This window comes from Kitasatospora xanthocidica, from assembly GCF_014656195.1.
Classification (GTDB): domain Bacteria; phylum Actinomycetota; class Actinomycetes; order Streptomycetales; family Streptomycetaceae; genus Kitasatospora; species Kitasatospora xanthocidica.
Genome location: NZ_BNBY01000002.1, coordinates 134,148 through 158,886, shown reverse-complemented (window position 1 = coordinate 158,886; position 24,739 = coordinate 134,148). Strand labels below are relative to the sequence as shown.

Here is a 24,739-nt window from a genome sequence, read left to right as displayed (position 1 = left end):
TGCCCGGATCCGGTGGTCAGCCGGTGCGCGGCAGCCAGGCCTCCAGGGCGGTGAAGTCCGCCTCGGTGAGGCCGTATCGGGGATCGACCCGGTGCAGCAGGGCGCGGGCGGGGGAGTGCGCCGCCACCCACCGGCGGTCCGCCTCACCGATCTCGTCGTCCACCCAGACGAACGGGCGGCCGGCCGCCCAGGCGACCAGCGTCCGGGTCTTCCAGTGCACGCCGCCCGCCGCATCGTCCCGCGCTTCGTCGTCCTCCGCCAGAGGCCATGGCACGACGGGCAGTTGCGGCAGCCCGAGCCACGGCGCGAGGCACTCGTTGGCGTCCTCCAGCCAGGTGGTCGCCCACACCGGCTCGCACGCCAGGCCCAGCAGCCGCGGCCCCAGCGCCGGGTCGACCCGGGCCACCAACGGGTTGCCGCCCGGCACCGCGCCGGAGCCGTACGGGCCGCGGAAGGTGGGGTAGCCGCCCGGGGGAGGGGCACCGAAGGGGATGAGCGGCCCGTCGACGTCGAGGAAGAGCAAGGGGCGGTCGGTACCCGTCATGACGGCACGATAGCGGGCACCGCGAGCGGCGTGGCGCGCCGATCGGAGACCCGGCCTGGATCGGGTGCGCCGGGATCTCGTAGGGTGGCGCGCACGGAGTGTGGTGGCAGACGCCACGCAGTCAAGGGCATCAGACGCCGCGGGAGCGGCGGGGCGGGGCGGTGACCAGGAGATGGCGGAGACGACAGCGGTTTCCGGAGGCCCAGACCCGGCATCGGATTCGGGCCCCTGGGACGCCGTACCGCCGCCCCCGCGCCTCCCGGCCGAGGAGCACCCGCCCGGGCCCGCCGCGCTCTACGAGCCGCCGCCCGCGCCCCCGGCCGTGACGGCGCCCGCCGCCCTGCCGGAGCGTCCGCTCGCGCCGCCCGCCGTGGCCTTCCCCGCCCCGCAGACCGGATGGACCCTCACCGGCCTGCCCGCCGCGGGCCCGGCCTCCTCGGCCACGCCGCCGCCGTTCCCGGCCGCGGGCGGGGTGCCGGGTGGCGCACCCGGCGGCGCACCGGGGGCGGCCGCCTCCGGGACGGGCGGGCTCGGCGCCGCACCGCGCGGACGGATCCTGGTGATCGAGGGCGGCTACGGCAACTCCGGCCGCCGCACCTGGGGCCGGGGCGGCCCGACCCAGGCTCCGGTGCTCTCGGCGATGCTCGCCGCCGTCTCGCCGCAGGTGCTGCTCGCCGCCGACGCGGTGGACGCCGTCCACCTCCCCGGCGCCAGCGACACGCACACCGTCCTCGCCCACCTGCGCGCCGCCTCCCGGCACCCCGGACCGCTGCTGGTGCACGTGGGCGGCCACGTGGTCGCCGACAAGCGCGGTGGCCAGCTCCAGTTGACCCTGCGCGACGCCAAGCAGGACGGCCTGCCCTGGCAGGCCGTCGCCGCCGAGCTCGCCCACCGCCCGGCCGAGTGGCAGACCCTCGTCATCGCCGACCTGAGCGCCGACCAGAACGCCTGGCCGTACCTCCAGGGCACCGTCTCGCCGCTCAGCGAGGGCATCCCGCTGTGGGCGGTCGTCAGCCCGGACCCGGAGCAGATCGGCACCTTCACCCGCGCCCTGATCGAGGCGCTGCACGGCGGCCGGCCCGGCGCCGGCGAGGTGCTCGCGCCCGAGCAACTGCGGCAGCAGGTGTACTCGGTGCTGCGGCCGGACGTCGTCATCCTGGCCACGCACGCCCCGGACCGCCCGTTCTTCCGCAACACCGCGCGGCGCGGCGACGGCCCGACGGCCGACCTGCCGCCGGTGACGGAGGCGGCGCCGTTCGCGGACCCGGTGCCGTTCACGGACGCCGCGCCGTTCGCGGAGGCGGCGCCGTTCACGGACGCGGTGGCCGTGGAGGCCCCGCCGTACCCGGTGCCGCTGGTGCCGCGTCCGGGGCAGCCGCAGGACGACCTCATCGCGCGGCCGGTGCAGGCCCCGCCCGTCACCCCGGTGACCCCCGCCGGCGGACCGGTGAGCCTGGTCAAGCCGGGCGTACCGCCCACCCCGCCCCGACCGGCCCGCCCGGTCAGCCTGCTGAAGGCGGGCGGGTCCGCGGAGCCCGTCGAGTCGGTCGAGGCCGTCGAGCAGGTCGAGCCCGGCGCGGTCGTCGAGGTCGCGGAGGCCACCGCACCCGAGGCGGCACCCGGCGTGACCCTGCGCAAGCCGGCCCCGGCCGACACCGCGCCCGCCGACACCGTGCCCACCGACACGGTGCCCGAGGACGGCGCGTTCCCGGCGGGTGTCACCCTCCTCAAGGAGCGGCCGGAGGTCGTGGACGCCGAGCCCGAGTCCGGGACGGGGGCCGCGGCCGAACTCCCGCAGGTGGAGGACGCGGTGCCGGCCGAGGCCGCAGAGGAGCCCCGGGACGCGGTCCCGGCCGGGGCCGGGCCGACGGACGAGGCTCCCGCCGACGAGGCGCCGACGGCCGAACTGTTCACCGACGAGGCGCCCACCGCCGAGCTGCCCACGGACGAGGCGCCGACCGCCGAGCTGACCGCCGAGGACGCGCCGACCGCCGAGCTGCCCACCGGCACCGTGCCGCAGGACAAGGCCCCCGTCGAGGAGGCCCCCGCCGACGACGCGTCCGCGGCCGCCCCGCCCCGCGCCGACTACCGCGAGGTCATCGGACGGATCGTCCGCAGCGCCGATGCCGGGGACCACGCCGCCGCGACCGACCTGGCCTTCGCCCTGGAGCTGGAGGCGATCGCCGAGCACGGCGCGGTCTCCGAGCCGGTCCTCCAGGTGCGCCAGGTCCGGGCGCACGTGTGCCGGCTGGCGGGCCGATCGGCCGAGGCCGCGGACATCTACCGCGAGGTGGCCCTGACGCTGCTCCGCTCCCAGGGCCCGGACCACCCGGAGACCCAGCAGGCGGCCACCAACGCGGAGGCCTGCTGGCGCTCGATCACCGACCGGGCGGAGGCGATCCGCATCGCCCCGGAGATCATCGAGCTGCGCGCCTACCTCCCGGGCCCCGAGGGCCGCAAGCTCCGCGCCGCCGAGCGCTACCTCGCCCAACTGGCCGCCACCGGCTGACAATCGACGGTTATCAGTCGTCAGTCGTCAGTCGTCAGTCGTCAGCCGTCAGCCGACGAACGACAGCTGACAACTGACGACTGACGGAAAACAGCAAACAGAAAACAGCGGACAGATAACAGATTTCGAAATCTGTTATCTGTCCGCTGTCATTTGTCAGCGATCAGCTGCTGCTACCCCGATCAGCGACCGGCGATCGCGTGCACGAACTTGGTCGCGTCGATGGTGCCCAGGCCGCTGGCGAGGTCGTAGCCCGGAGCGGCGTTGTAGCCGGTGACGCCGTTCCAGCCGTTGTCGCCCTCCTTGACGTCCTTGATGCCGCTCCACTGGCTCGGGAGCAGGCTGAGGCCGTACATGCGCCAGTTGATCTGGCCGAGGCGGTAGCCGGCGAGCTGGTCGGCGAGCGCGACGACGCCCGAGAAGATCGGGGTGGCCTCGCTGGTGCCGCCGGTGAGGTGCCAGCCGACCGCGGTCGGGTCGTAGGACTCGTAGGTCCAGGCCCCGCCGTCGACGGCCGCGCTCATGCTGATGTCGGGCGTGCCGCGGTGGTTGCCGGTGACGTTGGCGACGCCGGTCTGGTACAGCGGGCGCTCGAAGACGCCGGAGACGCCACCGCCGCCGGCGCCGTACTGGTCGTGCCAGACCTTGTCGTCCGCGGTGCGCTTGCCGGAGTCGTCCAGGGTGAGCTGGGTGCCGCCGACGGAGGTGACCAGCGGGTCCGAGGACGGCCAGGAGTTGACCTTGAACGGGTACAGGTCGGTGCCGTTCTCCTTGGCGTCGGTGGCGCCGTTGTCGCCGGAGGCGGCCAGCACGGTGACGTTGCGGTCGGCGGCGGCCTTGAAGGCGTAGCGCAGGTCGGTGATCGACTTGAAGTCGCCCTTGTCGAAGCCCGGGAAGGTGTTCTCGGTGGCGCCGAAGCTCTGCGAGATGACGTCGCCGCGGCCCTGCTTGATGAGGCTCTTCTCGGCGTCCATCATCTCGGGCAGGCCGGTGGTGCCCTCGGTCTCGGCGACGCCGGTCTCGACCAGGATGATGTGGGCGTCGGGGGCGACCGCGTGGGCGTACTCGACGTCCAGGGTGGTCTCACCGGCCCAGCCGGTGTGGTCGGGGTTCTTCGGGTCGAAGACGGGGACGTTGCCCCACTTGACCACCTCGACGTTGGTGTCCGGGATGCCCCACTGCTTGTCGAAGACCTCCAGGTCGTGCTGGATGGTCGGCGAGCCGAAGGAGTCGACGATGACGATCGTGCGGCCCTTGCCCGTGACGCCCTGCGCGTACAGCGGGTTGAGGTTGTAGGCCTCGCGGTACTGGAGCGGCGAGTAGCAGTGGATGCCGATCTGGCTGACGCACTGGGTGGTGGTCAGCGGGGCCGGCCGCGCCTGGACGTTGTGGTGCCCGAAGGAGGCGGGGCGGACGTGGACGCCCGCGAGGTCGTGCGAGGGGGCGGCGGTCGCGGTGCCGACGGCCGGTACGGCGACGGTGCCGGCCGTGAGGGCGGTGGCCCCGACGGCGAGCAGAGCCAGGGCGCGACGGAGGGAAGCGGGGCTGCCCATGGAACTCCTTGGGACGCAGGGCCCGACCAGGTCCGGTCGGGTCGGTTGGGCCATCCCATCGAGAGCCGCAGGATCGTGCCATAGTCCGTTGGTGGGGTCATATGATCATGGCCATGGTCATGTTCGGCCACGAAAAAAGGTAAAGGCCGTCCCTGGTGAAAGTAACTGCGCACCTGGGACGGCCTCGTGGCGACACGTCAGTGATATTCAATGAATATCAAGAGTATCCACTGTTCATCGCTCTTGCCTACTACCGGGCGCCGCCGTTGACGTACAGCGTCTGCCCGCTGACGTACGAGGCGTCCTCGCTCGCCAGGAAGGCGACCACCGACGCGACCTCCTCCGGCTGCCCGACCCGGCGCAGCGGCGTCCGGGCGGCGACCTCGGTCTGGTGCTCCTCGGCCGAGCTGCCGACCCGCTCGGCGGTGGCCGCGGTCATCGCGGTGGCGATGTAACCGGGGGCGACGGCGTTGACGTTGACGTTGAACGGGCCGAGCTCGATCGCCAGGGTCGCGGTGAGGCCCTGGATGCCGGCCTTGGCGGCCGCGTAGTTGGCCTGGCCCCGGTTGCCGAGGGCCGAGCGCGAGCTGAGCGAGACGATCTTCCCGTACTTCTGCGCCACCATGTACTTCTGCGCGACGTGGCTGCAGTTGTACGCGCTGGTCAGGTTGACCGTCAGCACCGCGTCCCAGTCGGCCTTGGGCATCTTGAAGAACAGGTTGTCCCGGGTGATCCCGGCGTTGTTGACCAGGATGTGCACCCCGCCGAAGTCCCCCGCGACCTGCGCGAAGACCGCCTCGACGGCGTCGTAGTCGGCCACGTCGCAGCCGTACGCCCGGGCGGTGCCGCCCTTGGCGGTGATCTCGGCGACCGTCCCGGCCGCCCGTTCGGCGCTGAGGTCGACCACGGCGACCGCCGCGCCCTCCTCCGCCAGCAGACGGGCGGTGGCCGCCCCGATGCCCTGCGCCGCGCCGGTCACCACGGCGACCTTCCCGGTGAAACGGGCCATCTCATCTCCTTCGAACACGTGAACATTCGAACACTGGAGGGCTCCCCACCGGGGACTCCCTCAAAGGTGTCGGATCCTGCGGGTGTCTCAGACGTTCTCGACCAGTACGGCCGTACCCTGCCCCACGCCCACGCACATGGTGGCCAGGCCACGCCGGGCGCCGGTGCGGCGCATCCGGTGCAGCAGGGTGGTGAGGATGCGGGCGCCGGAGCCGCCCAGCGGGTGGCCGAGGGCGATCGCCCCGCCACTGGGGTTGACCAGCTCGTCGGCCCGCTCCGGTTCGAACCCGATCCCGTCGGCGGAGGCCAGCGCCTGGGCGGCGAAGGCCTCGTTGAGCTCGGCGGTGTCCAGGTCGGCGAGCGACCAGCCGGCCCGGCCGAGCACCTTCGCCGTGGCCGGCACCGGGCCGATGCCCATGACGTCCGGGTGCACCCCGGCCGAGGCGCCCGCCACGTACCGGCCGAGCGGCTGGAGCCCGAGGTCGCGCAGCGCCTCCTCGCTGACCAGCACCAGGCCGGCCGCGCCGTCGTTCATCGGCGAGGCGTTGCCGGCGGTGACGGTGCCCCCGGGGCGGAAGACCGGCTTGAGCCCGGAGAGCTTCGCCAGGCTGGTGTCCTCGCGGATGCTCTCGTCCTGGCCGACGGTCACGCCGTCCGGCCGCTCGACCGGAACCAGCTCGGCGTCGAAGTGCCCGTCCTTGCGGGCGGCGGCGGCCCGCTGGTGGCTGCGCAGCGCGAAGGCGTCCTGGCGCTCCCGGGTGATGCCGTACCGGCCGGCCACCTCCTCGGCGGTCTCGCCCATGCTGAGCACGCCGTGCAGTTCGGCCATCCGGGGGTTGGTGAGCCGCCAGCCGAGCCGGGTGTCGTAGGTCTCCATCCGGTGCGGCAGCGCCTCGTCGGGGCGGGGGAGGACGAAGGGGGCGCGGGTCATCGACTCGCAGCCGCCGGCCAGCACCACGTCGGCCTCGCCGGAGCCGATGGCCCGGGCGGCGAGGGTGACGGCCTCCAGGCCGGAGGCGCAGAGCCGGTTGACGGTGGCTCCGGGGACGGTCTCCGGCAGGCCGGCCAGCAGGACGGCCATCCGGGCGGCGTTGCGGTTGTCCTCGCCGGCCTGGTTGGCGGCGCCCCAGTAGACGTCGTCGATCCGGGCCGGGTCGAGGGCGGGTACGTCGGCGAGCAGGGCGCGCAGCACGGTGGCCGAGAGGTCGTCCGGGCGGACCGTGGCGAGCGCTCCGCGCAGTCGGCCGATCGGGGTGCGGCGGGCTGCGGCGAAGTAGACGGGACGCACGTCGTCGGGCTCCTTGTCGATGGGCGGGTCAGTACCGATGGGGTGGGTCAGAAGGCGTTGACGCCGGTGAGGGCGCGTCCGATGAGCAGCTGGTGGATCTGGCTGGTGCCCTCGTAGAGGGTCATCACCCGCGCGTCGCGCAGGTACTTGCCGACCGGGTACTCGTCGATGAACCCGTACCCGCCGAACACCTGGAGCGCGTTGTTGGCGGCCCGGACGGCGGCCTCGCTCGCGTAGAGCTTGGCGACGGAGGACTCGGTGGCGAACGGCAGGCCGCGCTCGATGTGGTCGGCGACCTTCCAGGTGAGCAGCCGGGCCGCCTCGACGTCCACGGCGATGCCGGCCAGCAGTTCCTGGACGAGCTGGTGCGAGGCGATCGGGCGGCCGAACTGCTCGCGCTCGCCCGCGTAGCGGACGGCGGCCTCCAGGCAGGCCCGGGCGATGCCCACGCAGCCGGCCGCGACCGACATCCGGCCCTTGGCCAGCGCGGCCATCGCCACCGTGAAGCCCTTGCCGACCTCGCCGAGCCGGGCGCTGTCCGGCACCCGGACGTCCTCGAAGGAGAGTTCGGCGGTGGCCTGGCCGCGCAGGCCGAGCTTGCCGTGGACCTCGGTGCGGGTGAAGCCGGGCAGGTCGGTGGGGACGAGGAAGGCGGTGATGCCCCGGTGGCCGCGCTGCTCGGGCTCGCTGCCGCCGGTGCGGGCGAAGACCAGGGCGACGTCGGCCCAGGTGCCGTTGGTGATGAACATCTTGGCGCCGCTGATCAGCCAGTCCGAGCCGTCCCGCACCGCGCGGGTGGTGAGGTTGGCGGCGTCCGAGCCGGTGCCGGGCTCGGTCAGCGCGAAGCAGGCGAGCGCCTCGCCGGAGGTGAGCCGGGGCAGCCAGTGCCGCTTCTGCTCTTCGGTGCCGAAGCCGTTGACCGACTTGGCGACCAGGCCGAGCGAGACCGAGACGATCCCGCGCACGGCGGAGTCGCCGCGCCCCAGCTCCTCCAGCACCAGGCAGTACGCGAGGTGGTCGCCGCCGCTGCCGCCGTACTCCTCGGGGATGGTCAGGCCGAGGAAGCCGACCTTCGCCAGTTTGCCGATGATCGCGCGGTCCACGGACTCGGCGCGGTCCCACTCGGCGGCGTACGGCACGATCTCGCGGTCGGTGAAGGAGGCCGCGAGGTCCCGGACGGCGCTCTGCTCCTCGGACAACTCCAGGTTCACGGCGGCTCCTCACCAAGAGATCAGCGCGGGCAATAAACTAGCGCTGCAAGTTTTATGGTGGGACTGTAGCCCCGACCGGCCCGTGCTGGGAAGAGGCGCCTGACAGAATCGGTCCTCACCCACCCGACCGGAGGAAGACGCCACGATGGCCCGCCCACGCACCCCGCTGCTCAGCCGCGAGCGCATCGTCGCGGCCGCTCTGCGGCTGATCGACGAGGAGGGGCTGGACGCCCTCTCCACCCGCCGCCTCGCCACCGAGCTGTCGGTCAGCGGGCCCTCGCTCTACAACCACTTCGCCACCAAGGACGAGCTGCTGGACGCGGTGGTGGACAGCGTCATCGGCGAAGTCGACCTGTCGATGTTCGCCACCGCCGAGGGGGAAGCCGGAGCCGAGCGGGAGGCCGGAGCCGAGCGGGAGGCCGGAGCCGACGGGACCCGCTGGCCGGAGGCGCTGCGCGACTGGGCCCGCTCCTACCGCGCCGCGCTGGCCGCCCACCCCAACATCGTCCCGGTCCTCGCCCAGGGCCCGGGCCGGCGGCCCAACGCGCTGCGCCTGGCCGACGCCGTCTTCGGCCACCTGGTCGAGGCCGGCTGGCCGCGCGGCCAGGCGACCAGGATCGGCGCGCTGATGCGCTACTTCGTCACCGGCTCCGCGCTGGCCTCCTTCGCGGCCGGCTTCCCGGCGGACGCCGAGGTCTACGACGCGGCCGACTACCCGCACCTCGGCGAGGCGCACCGGCTGGCCGGGCACCGCGGGTCGGTCGACGAGGGCGCCTTCGAGACCGGCCTGGAGGCGCTGCTCGACGGCCTCGCCCTGCGCTTCGCCCGCCTCCCGGCCCGGCCCTGACGGCAGCACCTCCCGCGCCGTACGGCAGGGCCCGTACGGGCGGCCTCGGCGTGGCGGGGTGCCGCTACCAGGCCTCGCGCGGGACGAAGGCCGGGCGGAGGGCCGGGTCGACCGGGTCGTAGTACCGGTGGTAGACGGGCGTCAGCCCGCCCGAGACCGGGGGCACGATCCAGCTCCAGTCCGTCGGGGTCGGCCGGCCGAGCCGCTCCTCCTGGGCCACGTGCTTGAGGAAGCGCTCCGACTCGGTGTGGTGGTCGGCGATGGTCACCCCGGCCTCCTGGAAGGAGTGCAGGACCGCGATGTTGAGCTCGATCAGCGCGCGGTCGCGCCAGAGCGTGCGGTCGCTGGAGGTGTCCAGGCCCAGCCGCTCGGCGACGGTGCCGAGCATGTCGTAGCGGTCGGCGTCGGCGAGGTTGCGGGCGCCGATCTCGGTGCCCATGTACCAGCCGTTGAACGGTGCGGTCGGGTAGCGGACGCCGCCGATCTCCAGCGTCATGTCGCTGATCGCCGGCACCGCGTACCAGCGCAGCCCGAGGTCGGCGAACCAGTCGTGCTCGGGGTGGCTGAGCGGCACCTCCAGCGTGCTGTCGTCGGGCAGTTCGTACCAGGCGGGGCGCTCGCCCGGGCGCTCCTGGACGAGCAGCGGCAGGACCTCGAAGCGGTCCTCGGCGCACTTCCACCCCAGCTCGCGGGCCCGTTCGGCGAGCGCGGCGCCGGCCGGGTCGCCGACGGTGCCGTCCTCGGTGCGGTGGCCGGCGTAGCGGACCAGCTGCTGGTTGAGGATCCGGGGGGCCGGGCGGCCCGGGCGGTCGGGGGCGAACACCGAGACCACCGGGCGGATCCGCCCGTCGTTGCCCGCCTGCCGCAGGTGCTCGAAGCACTCGGCGGCGATGTCGTCGGCGGAGGTCAGGTGGCGCAGGTCGCGGACGACCAGGCTGCGCCAGTACAGCCGGCCGATGCAGCGGGCGGCGTTGCGCCAGGCGAGCTTGGCGCCGTAGGTGAGTTCGGCGGGGGTGTGCCGGTAGCTGCCGGTGCGGTCGATCTCGTCGAGGACGGCGCGCAGCCGCGGTGCCGGGCTCCCGGCGGCGGGCTGCTCGTGGTGGAACCGCCGGATGAAGTCGGCGGCCTGGTCCGGGTCGGTGAACGGCGGTGGCGCGGACGGCCGGTGCGGGTCGGGCGGCTGCGCGTCCGGTGGCTGCGGCGCGGTCGGTTGCTGCGACTGTGGCGCGTCCGGCTGCCGTGGCGCGTCCGGTTGCTGCGGTTGCGGCCGGGGCGGCGGAACGGTCTGCGGGAACGCGCCCGGTGCGTGCGCGTGGCCGTGGCCGTACGGGCAGCCGCCGGTCGGGGCGGCGGCCGTGGTTCTGCGGGTGCGGAGCCGGTTGAAGATCAAGGACACATCCCTCCTGCCGCACAGGAGTACCGGAGGTGCCCGGTCCACCGCAGAGAGTGAACGATTCGGCCCCCGCACCCGCGCTGATCGCGCTAGGGTGCGGGGGCCGAAGGTCAGACTGTCGGATCAGCCGATGTCCGGGCTGTCAGCCCATGTCCTCGAGCCGGATGCCCTTGGTCTCCTTCAGGTACTTCGCCACGAAGAGGGCGGAGAGCGCCGCGAAGGCGGCGTAGATCAGGTAGGTCGCCGACAGGTTCCACCGCGACATGGACGGGAACGAGACGGTGATCACCCAGTTGGCGATCCACTGCGCGGAGGCGGCGACGGAGAGCGCGGCGGCGCGGATCCGGTTCGGGAACATCTCGCCGAGCATCACCCAGACGACCACGCCCCAGGACATCGCGAAGAACAGCACGAAGGCGTTGGCGGCGATCAGGGCGACGGTGCCCTGCAGGTCGGGCAGGGTGAGGTTGTCGCCGCTGCCGGTGGCCGCGGAGAACGCCCAGCCGGCCGCGCCGAGCGAGACCGCCATGCCGACCGAGCCGATCAGGGCGAGCGGCTTGCGGCCGATCCGGTCGACCAGCACGATCGCGATCACGGTGCCGAGGATGTTGATGACCGAGCCGATGAAGCTGATCAGCAGCGAGTTGCTCTGGTCGATGCCGACCGACTGCCACAGGATCGACGAGTAGTAGAAGATCACGTTGATGCCGACCAGCTGCTGGAAGACCGACAGGCCGATGCCGACCCAGACGATCGGGAGCAGGCCGAACCGGCCGCCGAGCAGGTCTCGGAAGCGCGGGCGGTGGTCGGAGTCGATCAGCGACCGGATCTCGGCGATCCGGGCGTCGGTGTCCACGCCCTCGCCCTCGACCTGGGTGAGCACCTTGCGGGCGTCGGTCAGGCGGTCGGCCTGGATCAGGAAGCGCGGGGACTCGGGGATGACCGAGGCGAGCACGAAGTACACGACGGCCGGCAGGACGCAGATGCCCAGCATCCACTGCCAGGCCTCCAGGCCGAGCAGCTGCCCGCGGGTGTCGTCGCCGGCGGCCTGCGCCAGCAGCCAGTTGACCAGCTGGGATATCGCGATGCCGAGCACGATCGCGGCCTGCTGGAAGGAGGCGAGGCGGCCGCGGTACTTGGTCGGCGCGACCTCGGCGATGTAGGTCGGGGCGATCACCGAGGCGATGCCGATGGCCGCGCCGCCGAGGACGCGCCACAAGGCGAGGTCCCAGGCGGAGAACGGCAGCATCGAGCCGACCGCGCTGACCGCGAACAGCAGGGCGCCGGCCTTCATGACCTTGATGCGGCCGTACCGGTCGGCGAACCGTCCGGCCATCGCGGCGCCGATCGCCGAGCCCAGCAGGGCCGAGGAGACGATCAGACCGGTCACGCCGCTTCCGACGCCGAACTTCGCCTGGATTCCGGAGACGGCGCCGTTGATCACGGAGCTGTCGTAGCCGAACAGGAAGCCGCCGAGTGCGGCGGCGGCGGTGATGAAGACGACGAAGCCGAGGCGGCCGGGCGCGGGGGCCTCGACCGCCCCGGAGGGCTGCTGGGTGACGCTCACGATCTCTGACTCCTGGTACTCAACGCTGAGTTCGTAGCCGAAATCGTAACCCCAATCGTTTAACTCTTGTACACCGAGTGGCTCAATCTGGTTCCTAGAATTCGTAAGGTGAACAACCAAATTGAGCTCCCCGGCACGGGTCCGGCGTGTGCCTGGTGCGCTCCCGGGCGCTCGCCGGCGGCCTCCGCTACGCCGGGGCGGAGAGCGAGAGCCCGAACCGGCCCGCCGGGTCCGTCCACCAGTGGCTCAGCCGCAGCCCGGCCGCCGCCAGCTCGTCGGCCACCCGTTCGCGGCGGAACTTGGCCGAGACCTCGGTGCGCAGCTCCTCGCCGCGGGCGAAGTGCACCGGCAGGTCCAGCGCCGGGATCTTCACGGTCTGCGAGCGCAGCGAGCGCAGCCGCATCTCGATCCACTCCCGCTCGGCGTCCCAGAGCGCGACGTGCTCGAAGGCGTCCGGGTCGAAGTCGGCGCCCAGCTCGCGGTTGAGCACGTTGAGCACGTTCCGGTTGAACTCGGCGGTCACCCCGGCGGAGTCGTCGTAGGCGGCGACCAGGACCGCCGGGTCCTTGACCAGGTCGGTGCCGAGCAGCAGGAAGTCGCCCGGGTCGAGGGAGCCGCGCAGGCCGCGCAGGAAGGCCGCGCGCTCCTCGGGCAGCAGGTTGCCGAGGGTGCCGCCGAGGAAGGCGACCAGGCGCGGGCCGCCCTCCGGGGGCAGGCCGAGCCGGGCGGTGAAGTCGGCCAGCACGCCGTGCACCGCCAGTCCGGGGTACTCGGCGGCCAGCGCGCTGCCGGCCGCGGTCAGCGCGCTCTCGCTGACGTCCACCGGGACGTACGTCTCCAGGGTGTCGAGCCCGCGCAGCGCGTCGAGCAGCAGCCGGGTCTTCTCGGAGGAGCCGGAGCCCAGCTCGACCAGGGTGCGGGCCCCGGTGGCGGCGGCGATCTCGCCGGCCCGGGCGGTCAGGATGGCCCGTTCGGCGCGGGTCGGGTAGTACTCGGGCAGCCGGGTGATCTCCTCGAACAGCTCGCTGCCCCGCGCGTCGTAGAACCACTTCGGCGGCAACCACTTGGGTTCGGCGGTCAGGCCGTGCTGGACGTCCTGGCGCAGCGTGGTGCTGAAGTGGTCGGCGGGCAGCAGTCGGGTGAGTTCGAAGGTGTCCATGACAGGGTGGTTCCTCTGTTCAGAAGATGAAGGGACAGTGGGGTCAGTCGCGGCCGGGGAGCGGGTGCACGGCGACGCCGTTCCCGTCGGCCAGCAGCAGCGAGCCGTCCGGGACGGCCGTCCAGTCCGGTGCGTCGTCGTACGGCTCGGAGGCCACCACCGTGCCGAGGCCGGGCAGGGTGCGGTGGTGCAGGGTGTCGCCCCAGGTGGTCGCGGCGAGCGCGGTGCCGTCGGTGAGCAGCAGGTTGAGCCGACCGGTGGTGTGCGCGGTGACGTCCGCGACGGTGCCCGCCAGCGCTTCGCCGAGCCCGGCGCCGGCCCGCAGCCGGTGCAGGGTCAGGCCCCACAGCAGGGCCGAGTCGGTGCGCGCCTCCAGCTCCAGCAGCTCGGCCGGCGGCAGCAGCGCGGCCAGGGCGTCCAGCTTGCCGGGCCAGCCGGCCACCGCGCCGTTGTGGCTGAACAGCCAGCGCCCGGCGCCGAACGGCGCGGCCGCGCTCTCGCCCGCCGCGCAGCCCTCGGTGGCGGAGCGCACGGCGGCCAGCAGCGCCCGGGTGCGGACCACCCGGGCGAGGTCGGCGAAGGCCGCGTCCGCCCAGATCGGCCCGGTCCGGCGGTAGCGGGCCGGCACCTCGTCGCCGTCCGCGTACCAGCCGAGGCCGAAGCCGTCCACGTTGACCGTGCCGTACTGCTGCGTCCGGGGCGCCCAGGACTGCCGCTGCAGCCCGTACGGCGGCTGCACCAGCAGCTCCCGTGGCGCCAACGGCTCACCCAGGTAGGCAAGATGACGGCACATCAGGCATCGCCCAGGTCGCGGGCGGTGCGGAACCCGGCGAAGATCTGCCGCCGGATCGGGTAGTCCCAGTTGCGGAAGGTGCCGCGGCAGGCGACCGGCGCCACCGCGAAGCAGCCGCCGCGCAGCACCTTGTACTCGGGGCCGAAGAAGACCTCCGAGTACTCCTGGTACGGCCAGGCCCGGAAGCCCGGGTACGGGCGGAAGTCACTGGCCGTCCACTCCCAGACGTCGCCGATCAGCTGCCGGACGCCGTACGGGGACCGGCCCTCCGGGTAGCTGCCGGCCCCGGCCGGGCGCAGATGGCGCTGGCCGAGGTTGGCGTGCTCGGGGCCGGGCGCCTGGTCCCCCCAGGGGTAGCGGCGGGAGCGGCCGGTGGCCGGGTCGTGCCGGGCCGCCTTCTCCCACTCCGCCTCGGTCGGCAGCCGCCGCCCGGCCCACCGCGCGTACGCGTCCGCCTCGTACCAGCTGACGTGCAGCACCGGCTCGTCCGGCACCACCGGTTCGACCGCGCCGAAGCGGCGGCGCAGCCACTCGCCGTCCCGGTGCTGCCAGAACAGCGGGGCGGTCAGCCCGGCGCGCTGCCGGTGCTCCCAGCCCTCCGGCGTCCACCAGCGCGGCTCGTCGTAGCCGCCGTCGGCGATGAAGCGCCGGTAGGCGGCGTTGGTGACGGGCGTGGTGTCCAGCAGGAAGGCCGGCAGGTCGACGGTGTGCGCCGGGCGCTCGTTGTCCAGCGCCCACGGCTCGGTGTCCGTGCCCATGGTGAACGGGCCCGCCGGGATCAGGACTTCGGCGGGCAGCGCGGCCGCGTCCGCCGGTACGGGCGGCGGCGGGGGAGCGGCCAGTGCCGGCTCGCCCCTGCGCAGCTGATGGGTGATCAGCATCGTCTCGTCGTGCTGCTGTTCGTGCTGCGCGATCATCCCGAACGCGAACCCGGCCTCCAGCAGCGGAGCGCCCTCCAGCGGACTGGCGGCGAGCAGGTCCAGCACCCGGCCGCGCACCTCGTGGGAGTAGGCGCGGGCCTCGGCGGGCGGCAGCAGCGGCAGGCTGGGGCGCTCCGCCCGGGGGTGCTGGAAGGCGTCGTAGAGCCCGTCGATCTCCGGGTGCATCGGGTCGCGGCCGCCGACGTTGCGCAGCAGCCAGAGCTCCTCCTGGTTGCCGATGTGCGCGAGGTCCCAGACCAGCGGGGACATCAGCGGGGAGTGCTGGGCGGTGAGGTCGCCGTCCCCGACGCAGTCGGTCAGCGCGGCGGTCCGGGCGCGGGCGGCCAGCAGCTCGTCGGCGATGGTCTCGCGCAGGTCCTCGATGCCGCGGGCGGCCTCGATCCCGCGGGCGGCCCCGGGGTCGGTGGCGGTGCGGGGACCGGTGCGGGGTGCGGGAGCCGCGGTCGGGCCGTTCGGTCGGACGTCGGTCATGGTGCGGCCTCCTCCATGGGAGTGCGTCGGGTGCCGGAGCGCAGGGCGTCCAGCTGGTCGTCGGCCGGGCAGCGGCCGCGCGCGGGGTAGCGCTCGGCGAACTCGGCGACGGCGGTGCGCAACCGCCCGGCGCCGGGCAGGCGGCCCAGCGCGGCGTCGGCGGCGGCGAAGCAGGTGAGGGCGGCGCGGCGCAGCTCGGGGTCGGCCACCGCCAGGGTGGCGGCGCGGCGCCAGGCGTCGCTGCGGGGCGGGCGCGGACCGTCCTTGCCCTCCGGCCGGCCGGAGGGGTCCAGCGGTTCCAGCGCGGCCAGCGCGGTGTCGGCGGCCACCGGGTCGTCCAGCAGTGCCGTGACCAGCGCGGTGACCACCACCCAGCCGTCCCCGGGCTGGGCGTCGATCATCCGCAGCTCCAGGTGGCCGCGCGGGCGTACCGGCGGGAAGAGGGTGGTGCGGTGGTAGTCCAAGTCGGCGAGCGTGGGCGGGCGTTCGCCGCGACCGCGGATCCACTCGCGGAAGGTCAGTCCCGGCGGCGCCGTCCACGGCAGCCCCTCCGGCCTTCGTACGCACAGCACTTCGGCGTCCAGCACGTACTGCGCCCAGGCCTCGCGCGGGTCGCCGTGGTCCGGGTCCGGGGCCAGCGTGCGGGTCGGGTCCATCCGGGACCAGACGGTCTGCCGGGTCGACCGGTGTCCGGTCGGGCGGCCGTCCAGCAGCGGGGAGTTGGCGAAGGCGGCGATCAGCACCGGGCCCAGCCGGTGGACCAGCTGCCAGCGGCGTTCCACCGCCTGCGGACCGTCCGCGTCGCCGGCGTCCAGGCACACCTGCACCGACGCGGTACCGGTCATCATGATCCGGCCCCAGGGCCCGGCGGAGTCGAAGAAGCGCTCCATCGCGAGGTAGCGGGGGTGGTCCAGCACCATCCGCCGGGGGCGGGCCAGCGGGTCGGTCCCGGTGCCGGTGAGGCGCAGGCCCTGCGCCGCGAAGGCGGCCCGCAGGGCGGTCAGATCGCGTCGGGTGTCCTCGACGCAGGCCACGAGGCCGGTGGCGGGCGGGGAGCTGAGCTCGACCTGTCCGCCGGGTTCGAGCGTGAGGCGCGAACCGGAGGGGAGCGAGGTGCCGTCGGTGCCGCCGAGGGGCAGCGACTCCAGTGCGGCGTGGAGCAGTTCCGGCCTGACGGGCCGGGTGGGACATCGATCGTCATGGACGAACCACTCGACCTCGACCCCCACCAGCCGGGGCGGTCCGATCTTGAAACAGACACCCGACACGTGGCTGCGCGCCCCCGATTCGGTCAGCGGGGTCACCCCCGTGGGGGGCGGCGGTGCGCTCTGCCGGTCGGGCGGAGTGGCGGGGGATGTCGGTATCACCGGACTCACCATCCTCGGGATCACGATTGCGGCCCGGTCTACCTTGCCCAGTCTGCTACGGAGCATGCGGCGGCGCTCCGCAAAAATCGCGTGAATGTTCGTTTCCGCAGGTCAGGGGCGCAGCGAACGGGTGAAACCGGGGCCGGGAGCGGTCCGTGCGCAAGCGTGCGCACGGCGTTCCCGGCCCGGCACGTGCCTCGCGCAGCAGCCGGAGTCACGGGCGGATGGCGGGCCCAGCGTCGAGCCGCCCCAGCCGCTCCAGCCGGGCCAGCACGGTGTCCAGCACCGAGCCCGGCAGGGCGTAGTTCAGCCGCAGCGAACCGTGGCCGGCCTGGCCGAAATCGCCGCCGTCGGAAGCCTCCAGGCCGCAGCGCTCCAGCAGCGCCCGCCGGGCCGCCGCCGGCGGCAGGCCGAGGGCGGCGGCGTCCAGCCAGAGCAGGTACGAGGCCTGCGGGGCGGAGCGGACGGCGGGCCCGAGCCGGTCGGTCAGCCGGGTACGGGCGGCGGCGAGGTGGGCCAGCAGCGCGTCCAGCCACGGGCCGCCCTCGCGCAGCGCCGCGTGCTGCACGGTCTGCTCCACCAGCCCGCCCTCCCAGAGGCCGTAGCCCGCCAGGGCCTCGCCGAACCGGGCGCGCAGCGCGGGGTCGGGAACGAGCGCGAAGGCACTGGGGATGCCCGAGCAGTTGAAGGTCTTGCCCACCGAGTTCAGGGTCACCACGCCGTTCCGGTGGGCCGGGTCGACGGTGGTGACGGCGACGGGGTGGACGTGCCCGGGGTGGGTCAGGTCTCCGTGCACCTCGTCCGAGACCAGCAGCGCGCCCGCCTCCGCCGCCCGTCCGGCCAGCGCGCGTAGCCCGTCCGCCGGCCAGACCCGGCCGGAGGGGTTGTGCGGGCTGCTGAGCAGCACGGCGGCGGCCGGGCCGGGGAACGGGCCGTCCGGGAGTTGGTAGCCGTCCGGGCCGACGGGCAGCGGCAGTTCCCGGTACGGGAGCCGCGCGGCGCGGCAGAGCTGGGCGAATCCGCCCCACTCGGGGGCGGGGAAGAGGACGGGCGGGTACGGCGCGGTCTGCGGCCGGACGGTCTCCAGCAGGACGCGCAGGGCGGTGCGGGGGCCGCAGGGCAGCAGCAGGACCCAGTCCGGATCCACCTCGACCCCGTGCCGGGCGCGGTACCAGTCGGCCACCAGCGTGCGGCCGGACGGGTCGCACACCGTGTAGCCGTACGCGCGGTGGCGGGCGCGCCGGGCCAGGGCCCGGGCGACGGCGGGCGGGCCGGGGAGGTCCATGTCGGCGAGGCCCATCGGGATCACCCCGGGGTCCCCGGCCCGGGCCCACTTGCTGCTGCCCGTACCGGAGCGGTCGAAGGGGGCGACGAAGTCGAAGCCCTCGGCGGGGCCGGGCCGGTCGGCGGGGCCGGTGGGGCCGGTGGGCGTGGCGGGTGGGGCGGTCATGGGCGGGCCTCCGGTGCGTCGGGACGCTCCGGCCACGTTAGGGCTTGTGGCGCCGTGGCGTCCCACGGTTCGGGCGCGGGTGGGCGGATCACCGGGCGGCCCGTAGGCTGCCCGGCGGCTCGCGGCCGCTGGGCCGGCGGGGACGCGCGAACGACGCGCCAACGGGGACGGTCGGGGAGACCGGGGAGAGGGGCGGCGAGGATGGCTGCGACGGTACGGGGGGCGGTCGGTGGGCCGACCGAGCAGGGCGAGGAGGTCACGCTGTTCGTGGCGCGGCGGGTGGAGCCGGGGTACGAGGAGGCCTTCGAGCGGTGGGCGGAGGGCATCCTCGCCGCGGCCACCGAGCACGCGGGCAACCTCGGCACCGGGCTGCTGCGCCCGTCCGGCCCGGACGAACCCTGGCACCTGCTGCTGCACTTCCGGGACACCGAGGCGTTCCGTTCCTGGCAGGACTCCCCGGTGCGGGCGGCCTGCTTCGCCAAGGCGGACGGCCACCACCACGAGGTGCACCGGCACGAGATCCACGGGATGGAGGGCTGGTTCGCCACCACCCCGGGCGCCGCGCAGCGCCGGCCGCCGGTGCGCTGGCGGATGGCGGTGGCCTCGACGATCGCCATCGCGCCACTGGTCGTGGCCTCCGCGGTCCTGATCGGGCCGCACCTGACGGGACTGCCGGTGGCCGTCCGACCGCTGGTCACGGCGCCGCTGATCAGCGTGCTGATGACGTACGCGGCGCTGCCGGTGGTGACCCGGGCGCTGCGGCGGTGGCTCTTCCCGGGGGCGTAGGGCTGACAGATGACAACTTTCAGCTGACAGATTTCAGATTTCAGATTTCGAAATCTGAAATCTGTCAGCTGTCATCTGAACGTCGTCCGCCCGCCCGCCGTCAGATGCGCCGCCAGCCCGCGCCGACCCCGGCGCATCATCACCGCGTGGTTGGCCCGGAACACCGGGTGCAGCGGCAGGGCCAGACGGCGCAGCAGTGGTTTCCCGGGCCGGGTGTCCTCCTCGAACAGCACCCGGCTGCCGGCACCGTCCCCGTCGTCCGGGGTGACGGTGAACCGTGACCACCCGTTCAGGTCGCCGTGCATCGCGACCTCCAGGACTCCGGCCACCGGGTCCCGCCGGCGCGTCTCCAGGCCGATCACCAGCCGGTACGGCAGCAGCGCGCGCACCACGACCTCCCCGGTCTCGTCGCCGGCCGGCCGGACCTCGCGGATCTCCGGCCACCACAGCGGGTAGCTCCGGACGTCCTCCAGTGCCGCGTACACGGCGCGCGCCGGTGCCGCGAGCCGCCAAACGACCCGGAAGCGGTAGCGGTTGGGGTCCACGCACTCACCCTATCCCCGTACCGCGCCGCCCCGGCAGGCCTTTCCGTGGTCGTCCCGCGGCCCCGCCCGCGGCTGTCCCGTCCGTGGCTTCCCGCCCGTCGCCGCTACCCGGGCTCGGCCAGTGCGAAGGCGGTGTTGACCAGCGCCACATGGCTGAACGCCTGTGGTGTGTTGCCGAGTTGGCGTCTGGCATGCGGGTCCCACTGTTCGGAGAGCAGTCCGAGGTCGTTGGCGTGCCCGACCACCCGCGCGAACAGCGCCCGCGCCTCGTCCGTCCGTCCCATCGCGGCGAGCGCGTCGGCGAGCCAGAACGAGCAGGCCAGGAAGGCGCCTTCGCCGCCCGGGAGCCCGTCGCCGTGGGTGCCGGCCCGGTAGCGGCGGACCAGCCCGCCGTGGTCGAGCCCGTCCCGGACGGCGTCCACGGTGCGCACGACCCGGGGGTCGTCCGGCGGCAGGAAGCCGGTCTTGACCACGAACAGGGTGGCCGCGTCCAGCCCCCGCCCCCCGTAGTGCTGGACGAACACGCCGCGCTGCCGGTCGTAGCCGTGCGCGCAGACGTCGGCGTGGACGGCGTCGCGCAGCGCCCGCCAACGGTCGGCCGGCGCGGGCAGTCCGGTGGTCTCGGCGAGCCGGACGGCGCGGTCGGCGGCCACCCAGCACATCACCTTGGAGTGGACGAAGTGCCGCCGCCCGCCGCGTACTTCCCACAGTCCTTCGTCCGGCTCGCGCCAGTGCCGTTCGAGGTGGTCCATCAGCGAGCGCAGCAGCGTCCAGACGTGCCGCTCCATCGGCAGGCCCGCCAGCAGCGCGAGGTGGAGGGTGTCCACCACCTCGCCGTAGACGTCGAGTTGGAGCTGGTCGACGGCGGCGTTGCCGAACCGGACCGGCCGCGAGCCCTCGTACCCGGGCAGCCAGTCGGCGGTGGTCTCGCCGAGCACCCGCTCCCCGGCGACCCCGTACACGGTCTGGACGTGCCGGGGGCCTCCCGCGATGGCGCGCAGCAGCCAGCGTCGCCAGGCGGCGGCCTCCTCCCGGAATCCGCCGCGCAGCAGGGCGGAGAGCGTCATCGAGGAGTCGCGCAGCCAGCAGAAGCGGTAGTCCCAGTTGCGCGGGCCGCCGATCCGCTCCGGCAGGGAGGAGGTGGCGGCCGCGACGATCCCGCCGGTGGGGGCGTAGGAGAGCGCCTTGAGAGTGAGCAGTGAACGCAGCACGGCCGAGCGCCACTCGCCCCGGTAGCGGCAGCCGGACGCCCAGCGCTGCCACCGGTCGAGGGTGGCGAGCAGCGCCTGCTCGGGGTCGGTGCGCGGGGCGGAGGCCAGGTGGGAGGGCTGCCAGGTGAGGACGAAGGGCACGCGGAGCCCGGCGGTGACGGTGAACTCCGAGGTGGTGACGCCGTCCAGTCCGTACGTGTGGACCCCCGGTGGCACCCGCAGCCAGGCGGAGTCGGGCCCGGCGACGGCGACCCGGTGGTGCCCGGTGCGCCGGACCCACGGGTCGATCCGCCCGTAGTTGAAGCGCAGCCGCAGGGCGCCGCGCATCGGGACGGTGCCGTCGAGGCCCTCCACGATCCGGATCAGCTGCGGGTCGCGTTGCCCGTCCTGGCCGCGCTGCGGCATGAAGTCGGTGATCCGCACCCGCCCGTCGGGGGCCTGCCACTCGCTCACCAGGACCAGGCTGTCGCCCTGGTACCGGCGGGTGTGGCACTCGGCGGCGCCGGCCGGGGCGATCCGCCAGGCGCCGTGGCGCTGGTCGCCGAGCAGCCCGGCGAAGCAGCTGGGGGAGTCGAAGCGGGGCAGGCAGAGCCAGTCGACCGATCCGTCCCGGCCCACCAGGGCGGCGGTCTGCAGGTCGCCGATGAGGGCGTAGTCCTCGATGCCTCCGGTCATGACGGCCTCCGGTCATCACGCCCATTGTGGGTCGCGCCCCCGCCATCCCGCAGGTCGGACGACGCGCCCGTCGACCCGCCCGTCGACCCGCCCGTCGACCCGCCCGTCGGCCCCCGGGAAGCCTCCAGGAGTCCCCCAGGAGTCCCCCGGGAGCCCCTTGGGAGTCCGGCACTCCGCTTGCACCCGTTCGAGGTGCGGAGGAGGATCTTCTGTGCTTGTAGTCTCATCTGTCACAGGAGTGCCCTGGCGGCACTGCCTTCCCGTAACCGGAGTGAAGGAGTCACAGGCATGCGGCGACCGAGCTGGGTACCGGAGGGCACGGACCTGGACAAACCGAACGCCGCGCGGGTCTACGACTACTACCTGGGGGGCTCGCACAACTTCGAGGTCGACCGGGAGATGGCCCGCAAGGCGCTGGCCCTGTGGCCGGAGCTGCCGCAGATCATGCGCTCCAACCGGGCCTTCCTGCGCCGCGCCGTGACCTTCCTCGCCGAGCAGGGCGTCACCCGCTTCCTCGACATCGGCTCCGGCATCCCGACCTTCGGCGCGGTGCACGAGATCGCCCGGGCGATCCGCCCCGAGGCGAAGGTCGTCTACGTGGACCGCGACCCGGTCGCCGTCGCACACAGCCGGCTGCTGCTGGAGGGCGACCCGGCCAGCTCCGTCGTCCAGGCCGACCTGCGCGACGTCGACGACCTGATGGCCCGCCCCGAGGTCACCGAACTGCTCGCGGAGGGCGAGCCGGTGGCCGTGCTGCTGGTGGCCGTCGCGCACTTCGTCAGTGACGACGAGGACCCGTGCAAGCTGATCGGCGTGATCCGGGACGCCCTCCGCCCGGGCAGCGCGCTGGTGCTCTCGCACGCGTCCCTGGAGGGCCGCCCCGACCAGGCGGAGGACCACCAGAAGCTCTACCGGATGACGCCGACCCCGCTGACCATGCGCACCCACGAGCAGATCACCGCGATGTTCGCCGGTTTCGACCTGGTCGAGCCGGGCGTGGTCTACCTGCCGCAGTGGCGCCCGGACCAGCCGGAGTCGGTCGGCGAGCACCCCGAGCGGATGACCGGGGTGGCGGGCGTGGGGTTCCGCCCTTGAGCGGACGGGACGGACGAGACACCGACGGCCGCCCGCCCGGCGCGGCGGCCGCCGGGAGACCGGCGCTGCCCGCGCACGGCGGCACGGCCGGCGGCGAGCACGGCGGCACGGTCCGCAGCGAGCGCGGCGGCACACCGGTGCCCGCGCTCGGACACGCGGCGTCCAGCCGGCACGACGGGCCCGGGGTGCGCCGATGAGCGGCACCCCGGTACGCGGCGACGCCGAGCGGTTCCACGAGGAGTGGGCCCGGCTGCTCTCGGCCGACCACGGCATCGCCGTCCACCCCGACCTGCTGAACCGGCTGGTCGCGCGGACCGCCGCGCTGCTGCACCGCGCCCAGGGGGACACCCCGTTCGAGCCGAGGCTGGCCACGCAGGCCGGCGCCGAGCTGGTCGACGCGCACTTCACCGACCCGGTGCTGCTGGCCCGGGCGGTCGAGCTGCTCCAGGCGCAGCGGCTGGCGGACGACCGCGGCCCGGCGCTGACCGGCGCGTTCGCGGCCGGCTGGGCGGCCGCCCTGCGCGAGCGCACGCTGCGCGAGCAGGAGGCGATCCGCACGGCCGCCGACGCCGCCCGCAAGGAGGCGGAGCGGGCGCTGCGCGCCTCCGAGGCGCGGTTCCGGGCGCTGTTCGAGAGCGCGGCGATCGGCATCGGCATCGGTGACACCGACGGCAACATCATGGCCGTCAACAAGGCCCTGCAGGAGCTGTTCGGCGCGGGCCCGGCGGACATGATCGGCCGCCGGGTCGGCGACCTCGTCCACCCCGAGGACACCCCGGGCGTGTGGGAGGCGTACGAGGAGCTGATCAGCGGCAAGCGGGACTACTTCCAGTTCGACAAGCCGTACTACCGGCAGGACGGCGAGGTGGTCTGGACCCACCTGACCGTCTCGCTGATCCGCGACGACGACGGCGCCCCGCAGTACCAGGTCGCGATGCTGGAGGACGTCACCGACCGGTACCGGCTCCAGGAGCGGCTGCGCCACCAGGCCACCCACGACCCGCTGACCGGCCTGCCGAACCGCGCCGCCTTCTTCGAGCGGCTGGAGACGCTGTTCGAGGATCCGGAGCCGGGCGCCCGTTTCGGCCTCTGCTACGTCGACCTCGACGGCTTCAAGGTGGTCAACGACAGCCTCGGACACGACATGGGCGACCAGCTGCTGTCCGCGGTCGCCGCCCGGCTGAAGGCCGCCCTGACCCCGCTCGGCCACCTGGTGGCCCGGCTCGGCGGTGACGAGTTCGTCGTCCTGCTGGAGCAGTGCCGCGGTGAGCAGGAGGCGGTGGCGGCGGCCAAGACGGTGCTCAGGGCGCTGGACGGGCCGGTGCTGATCGGTGACCACAAGCTCGCGGTGGGTGCCAGCGTGGGCGTGCTGGAGCGGCGGGTGTCCACGACGACCCCGGGCGCCGCCGTCCGGGCCGCCGACCTCACGCTGTACCGCGCGAAGGAGGCCGGCCGCGGTCGCTGGACGCTGTTCGACCCCAAGGAGAACGCCCGCGCGGTCAGCCGCTACGCGGTGTCGGTGCGGATGCCGGCGGCCCTCGACCGCGGCGAGTTCTTCATCGACTACCAGCCGCTGTACCGGCTCGCGGACGGCCGGCTGGCCGCCGTGGAGGCGCTGGTGCGCTGGCGTCACCCGCAGCTCGGCGTGCTCGGCCCGGACGAGTTCGTCACCACGGCCGAGGAGACCGGGCTGATCATGCCGCTCGGCCGCTGGGTGCTGGAGCAGGCGTGCGGTCAGGCCGCGGACTGGATCAAGCGGTTCGGCGACGCGGCGCCGCAGCTCAACGTCAACCTGGCGGTCCGCCAGGCCCGCAACGCCGGGCTGGTCGGCGACCTCGGCCGGATCCTGGACGGCAGCGGGCTGGACCCGGCCCGGCTGCAGCTGGAGATCACCGAGTCGACCGTGGTCGGGCCCGAGGACGAGGCGCTGCGCACCCTGCACGGGCTGGTCGACCTCGGGGTGTCACTGGCCGTGGACGACTTCGGGACCGGCTGGTCCAACCTCGCCTACCTGCGCGACCTTCCGGTCTCCGGGCTGAAGATCGCCGGGTCCTTCGTGGGCGATCTGCACGAGCCGGGCAAGGACGAGTCCACCGGGTGGCGGATCGTCAGCGGTCTGGTGTCGATGGCGCACACGCTCGGACTGAACGTCACGGCCGAGGGTGTGGAGACCGCCAGGGACGCCGAGCGGCTGCGGACCATCGGCTGCGACTGGGCGCAGGGCTGGCACTTCGGCCGCCCGGTGCGACCGGCCGAGATCGCCCGGCGGATCGTGGAGGAGCCGAAGGGGCGTCCGATCGAGGGCTGAGCCGCCCGGTTCGGACGA

General features: G+C 74.1%; 20 protein-coding genes. 6 read left to right on the top strand and 14 right to left on the bottom strand.

The window, feature by feature from the left end; all coding sequences use genetic code 11:
* Positions 1–16: 16 nt before the first annotated feature.
* Entirely contained in the window at positions 17–544 is a 528-nt protein-coding gene (locus tag IE332_RS04065; RefSeq protein WP_189913685.1) for an HAD domain-containing protein, read from the bottom strand.
* 172 nt (positions 545–716) lie between these two features.
* Between IE332_RS04065 and IE332_RS04060 the strand changes: the two genes are divergently transcribed.
* Positions 717–3,053 carry a hypothetical protein gene (locus IE332_RS04060; protein WP_189913684.1) on the top strand — a complete coding sequence of 779 codons (2,337 nt, stop codon included), beginning with the start codon at positions 717–719 and terminating at the stop codon, positions 3,051–3,053.
* 182 nt (positions 3,054–3,235) lie between these two features.
* On the opposite strand, the gene IE332_RS04055 is transcribed toward IE332_RS04060, so the two are convergent.
* The 4 genes from IE332_RS04055 to IE332_RS04040 form a co-directional block, all read right to left on the bottom strand.
* A complete protein-coding gene (locus IE332_RS04055) occupies positions 3,236–4,606 on the bottom strand; it encodes a S53 family peptidase (RefSeq protein ID WP_189913683.1) in 1,371 nt (456 codons plus the stop codon).
* Positions 4,607–4,856: 250 nt separating this feature from the next.
* Positions 4,857–5,615 (bottom strand): 3-oxoacyl-ACP reductase FabG, encoded by a 759-nt coding sequence (gene fabG, locus IE332_RS04050; RefSeq protein WP_189913682.1) that lies wholly within the window; start codon positions 5,613–5,615, stop codon positions 4,857–4,859.
* An 87-nt stretch (positions 5,616–5,702) separates the two neighbouring features.
* The gene (locus IE332_RS04045) at positions 5,703–6,902 is read right to left on the bottom strand and encodes a thiolase family protein (RefSeq protein WP_189913681.1); all 1,200 of its coding nucleotides are present in this window, start codon (positions 6,900–6,902) and stop codon (positions 5,703–5,705) included.
* Positions 6,903–6,949: 47 nt separating this feature from the next.
* Positions 6,950–8,113, bottom strand: coding sequence for an acyl-CoA dehydrogenase family protein (locus IE332_RS04040; RefSeq protein ID WP_189913680.1), 1,164 nt, complete (start codon positions 8,111–8,113; stop codon positions 6,950–6,952).
* 145 nt (positions 8,114–8,258) lie between these two features.
* Between IE332_RS04040 and IE332_RS04035 the strand changes: the two genes are divergently transcribed.
* Positions 8,259–8,960: a TetR/AcrR family transcriptional regulator gene (locus IE332_RS04035; protein ID WP_189913679.1), complete on the top strand. Its 702-nt coding sequence runs from the start codon at positions 8,259–8,261 to the stop codon at positions 8,958–8,960.
* A gap of 64 nt (positions 8,961–9,024) precedes the next feature.
* Here the strand turns inward: IE332_RS04035 and IE332_RS04030 are convergent, their stop codons facing one another.
* From IE332_RS04030 to IE332_RS04000, 7 genes are all read right to left on the bottom strand, one after another.
* Positions 9,025–10,356, bottom strand: a complete 1,332-nt coding sequence (locus IE332_RS04030; RefSeq protein WP_268256526.1) for a nitric oxide synthase oxygenase — start codon at positions 10,354–10,356, stop codon at positions 9,025–9,027.
* A gap of 139 nt (positions 10,357–10,495) precedes the next feature.
* Positions 10,496–11,920 carry a sugar porter family MFS transporter gene (locus tag IE332_RS04025; RefSeq protein WP_229928286.1) on the bottom strand — a complete coding sequence of 475 codons (1,425 nt, stop codon included), beginning with the start codon at positions 11,918–11,920 and terminating at the stop codon, positions 10,496–10,498.
* A 187-nt stretch (positions 11,921–12,107) separates the two neighbouring features.
* Complete coding sequence (egtD, locus tag IE332_RS04020) at positions 12,108–13,079, bottom strand: L-histidine N(alpha)-methyltransferase (protein ID WP_189913678.1); 972 nt, start codon at positions 13,077–13,079, stop codon at positions 12,108–12,110.
* 43 nt (positions 13,080–13,122) lie between these two features.
* Positions 13,123–13,872 (bottom strand): ergothioneine biosynthesis protein EgtC, encoded by a 750-nt coding sequence (gene egtC, locus IE332_RS04015; protein WP_189913677.1) that lies wholly within the window; start codon positions 13,870–13,872, stop codon positions 13,123–13,125.
* The gene (gene egtB / locus IE332_RS04010; protein ID WP_189913676.1) at positions 13,872–15,284 is read right to left on the bottom strand and encodes an ergothioneine biosynthesis protein EgtB; all 1,413 of its coding nucleotides are present in this window, start codon (positions 15,282–15,284) and stop codon (positions 13,872–13,874) included. Before egtB ends, egtC begins: the two co-directional genes overlap by 1 nt.
* Positions 15,281–16,552 (bottom strand): ergothioneine biosynthesis glutamate--cysteine ligase EgtA, encoded by a 1,272-nt coding sequence (gene egtA, locus IE332_RS04005; RefSeq protein WP_229928285.1) that lies wholly within the window; start codon positions 16,550–16,552, stop codon positions 15,281–15,283. The genes egtB and egtA overlap by 4 nt, the downstream gene beginning before the upstream one ends.
* 313 nt (positions 16,553–16,865) lie before the next feature.
* Complete coding sequence (locus IE332_RS04000) at positions 16,866–18,101, bottom strand: aminotransferase class I/II-fold pyridoxal phosphate-dependent enzyme (RefSeq protein ID WP_189913674.1); 1,236 nt, start codon at positions 18,099–18,101, stop codon at positions 16,866–16,868.
* Positions 18,102–18,302: 201 nt separating this feature from the next.
* Here IE332_RS04000 and IE332_RS03995 point away from each other — a divergent pair, with 201 nt between their 5' ends.
* Positions 18,303–18,887, top strand: coding sequence for an antibiotic biosynthesis monooxygenase (locus IE332_RS03995; RefSeq protein ID WP_189913673.1), 585 nt, complete (start codon positions 18,303–18,305; stop codon positions 18,885–18,887).
* A 71-nt stretch (positions 18,888–18,958) separates the two neighbouring features.
* Here the strand turns inward: IE332_RS03995 and IE332_RS03990 are convergent, their stop codons facing one another.
* Positions 18,959–19,432 (bottom strand): SRPBCC family protein, encoded by a 474-nt coding sequence (locus tag IE332_RS03990; RefSeq protein ID WP_189913672.1) that lies wholly within the window; start codon positions 19,430–19,432, stop codon positions 18,959–18,961.
* 104 nt (positions 19,433–19,536) lie between these two features.
* Positions 19,537–21,318 (bottom strand): glycoside hydrolase family 15 protein, encoded by a 1,782-nt coding sequence (locus tag IE332_RS03985; RefSeq protein ID WP_189913671.1) that lies wholly within the window; start codon positions 21,316–21,318, stop codon positions 19,537–19,539.
* A gap of 288 nt (positions 21,319–21,606) precedes the next feature.
* Here IE332_RS03985 and IE332_RS03980 point away from each other — a divergent pair, with 288 nt between their 5' ends.
* Genes IE332_RS03980 through IE332_RS03970 form a run of 3 tightly spaced genes read left to right on the top strand, consistent with a single transcriptional unit; the run spans position 21,607 to position 24,721 of the window.
* Complete coding sequence (locus IE332_RS03980) at positions 21,607–22,413, top strand: SAM-dependent methyltransferase (protein WP_189913670.1); 807 nt, start codon at positions 21,607–21,609, stop codon at positions 22,411–22,413.
* The gene (locus tag IE332_RS03975) at positions 22,410–22,610 is read left to right on the top strand and encodes a hypothetical protein (RefSeq protein ID WP_189913669.1); all 201 of its coding nucleotides are present in this window, start codon (positions 22,410–22,412) and stop codon (positions 22,608–22,610) included. The genes IE332_RS03980 and IE332_RS03975 overlap by 4 nt, the downstream gene beginning before the upstream one ends.
* Entirely contained in the window at positions 22,607–24,721 is a 2,115-nt protein-coding gene (locus IE332_RS03970; RefSeq protein ID WP_189913668.1) for a putative bifunctional diguanylate cyclase/phosphodiesterase, read from the top strand. Before IE332_RS03975 ends, IE332_RS03970 begins: the two co-directional genes overlap by 4 nt.
* The last annotated feature ends 18 nt before the right edge of the window (positions 24,722–24,739 follow it).

What these genes read in the sequence shown, in the direction of transcription:
- IE332_RS04035 (WP_189913679.1), top strand. Translation starts at nt 8,259, where the DNA reads ATGGCCCGCCCACGCACCCCGCTGCTCAGCCGCGAGCGCATCGTCGCG.
- IE332_RS04060 (WP_189913684.1), top strand. Translation starts at nt 717, where the DNA reads ATGGCGGAGACGACAGCGGTTTCCGGAGGCCCAGACCCGGCATCGGAT.
- IE332_RS03985 (WP_189913671.1), bottom strand. Translation starts at nt 21,318, where the DNA reads ATGACCGGAGGCATCGAGGACTACGCCCTCATCGGCGACCTGCAGACC.
- fabG (WP_189913682.1), bottom strand. Translation starts at nt 5,615, where the DNA reads ATGGCCCGTTTCACCGGGAAGGTCGCCGTGGTGACCGGCGCGGCGCAG.
- IE332_RS03995 (WP_189913673.1), top strand. Translation starts at nt 18,303, where the DNA reads ATGGCTGCGACGGTACGGGGGGCGGTCGGTGGGCCGACCGAGCAGGGC.
- egtB (WP_189913676.1), bottom strand. Translation starts at nt 15,284, where the DNA reads ATGACCGACGTCCGACCGAACGGCCCGACCGCGGCTCCCGCACCCCGC.
- egtD (WP_189913678.1), bottom strand. Translation starts at nt 13,079, where the DNA reads ATGGACACCTTCGAACTCACCCGACTGCTGCCCGCCGACCACTTCAGC.
- IE332_RS03970 (WP_189913668.1), top strand. Translation starts at nt 22,607, where the DNA reads ATGAGCGGCACCCCGGTACGCGGCGACGCCGAGCGGTTCCACGAGGAG.
- egtC (WP_189913677.1), bottom strand. Translation starts at nt 13,872, where the DNA reads ATGTGCCGTCATCTTGCCTACCTGGGTGAGCCGTTGGCGCCACGGGAG.
- IE332_RS04065 (WP_189913685.1), bottom strand. Translation starts at nt 544, where the DNA reads ATGACGGGTACCGACCGCCCCTTGCTCTTCCTCGACGTCGACGGGCCG.
- IE332_RS03980 (WP_189913670.1), top strand. Translation starts at nt 21,607, where the DNA reads ATGCGGCGACCGAGCTGGGTACCGGAGGGCACGGACCTGGACAAACCG.
- IE332_RS04055 (WP_189913683.1), bottom strand. Translation starts at nt 4,606, where the DNA reads ATGGGCAGCCCCGCTTCCCTCCGTCGCGCCCTGGCTCTGCTCGCCGTC.
- IE332_RS04000 (WP_189913674.1), bottom strand. Translation starts at nt 18,101, where the DNA reads ATGACCGCCCCACCCGCCACGCCCACCGGCCCCACCGGCCCCGCCGAC.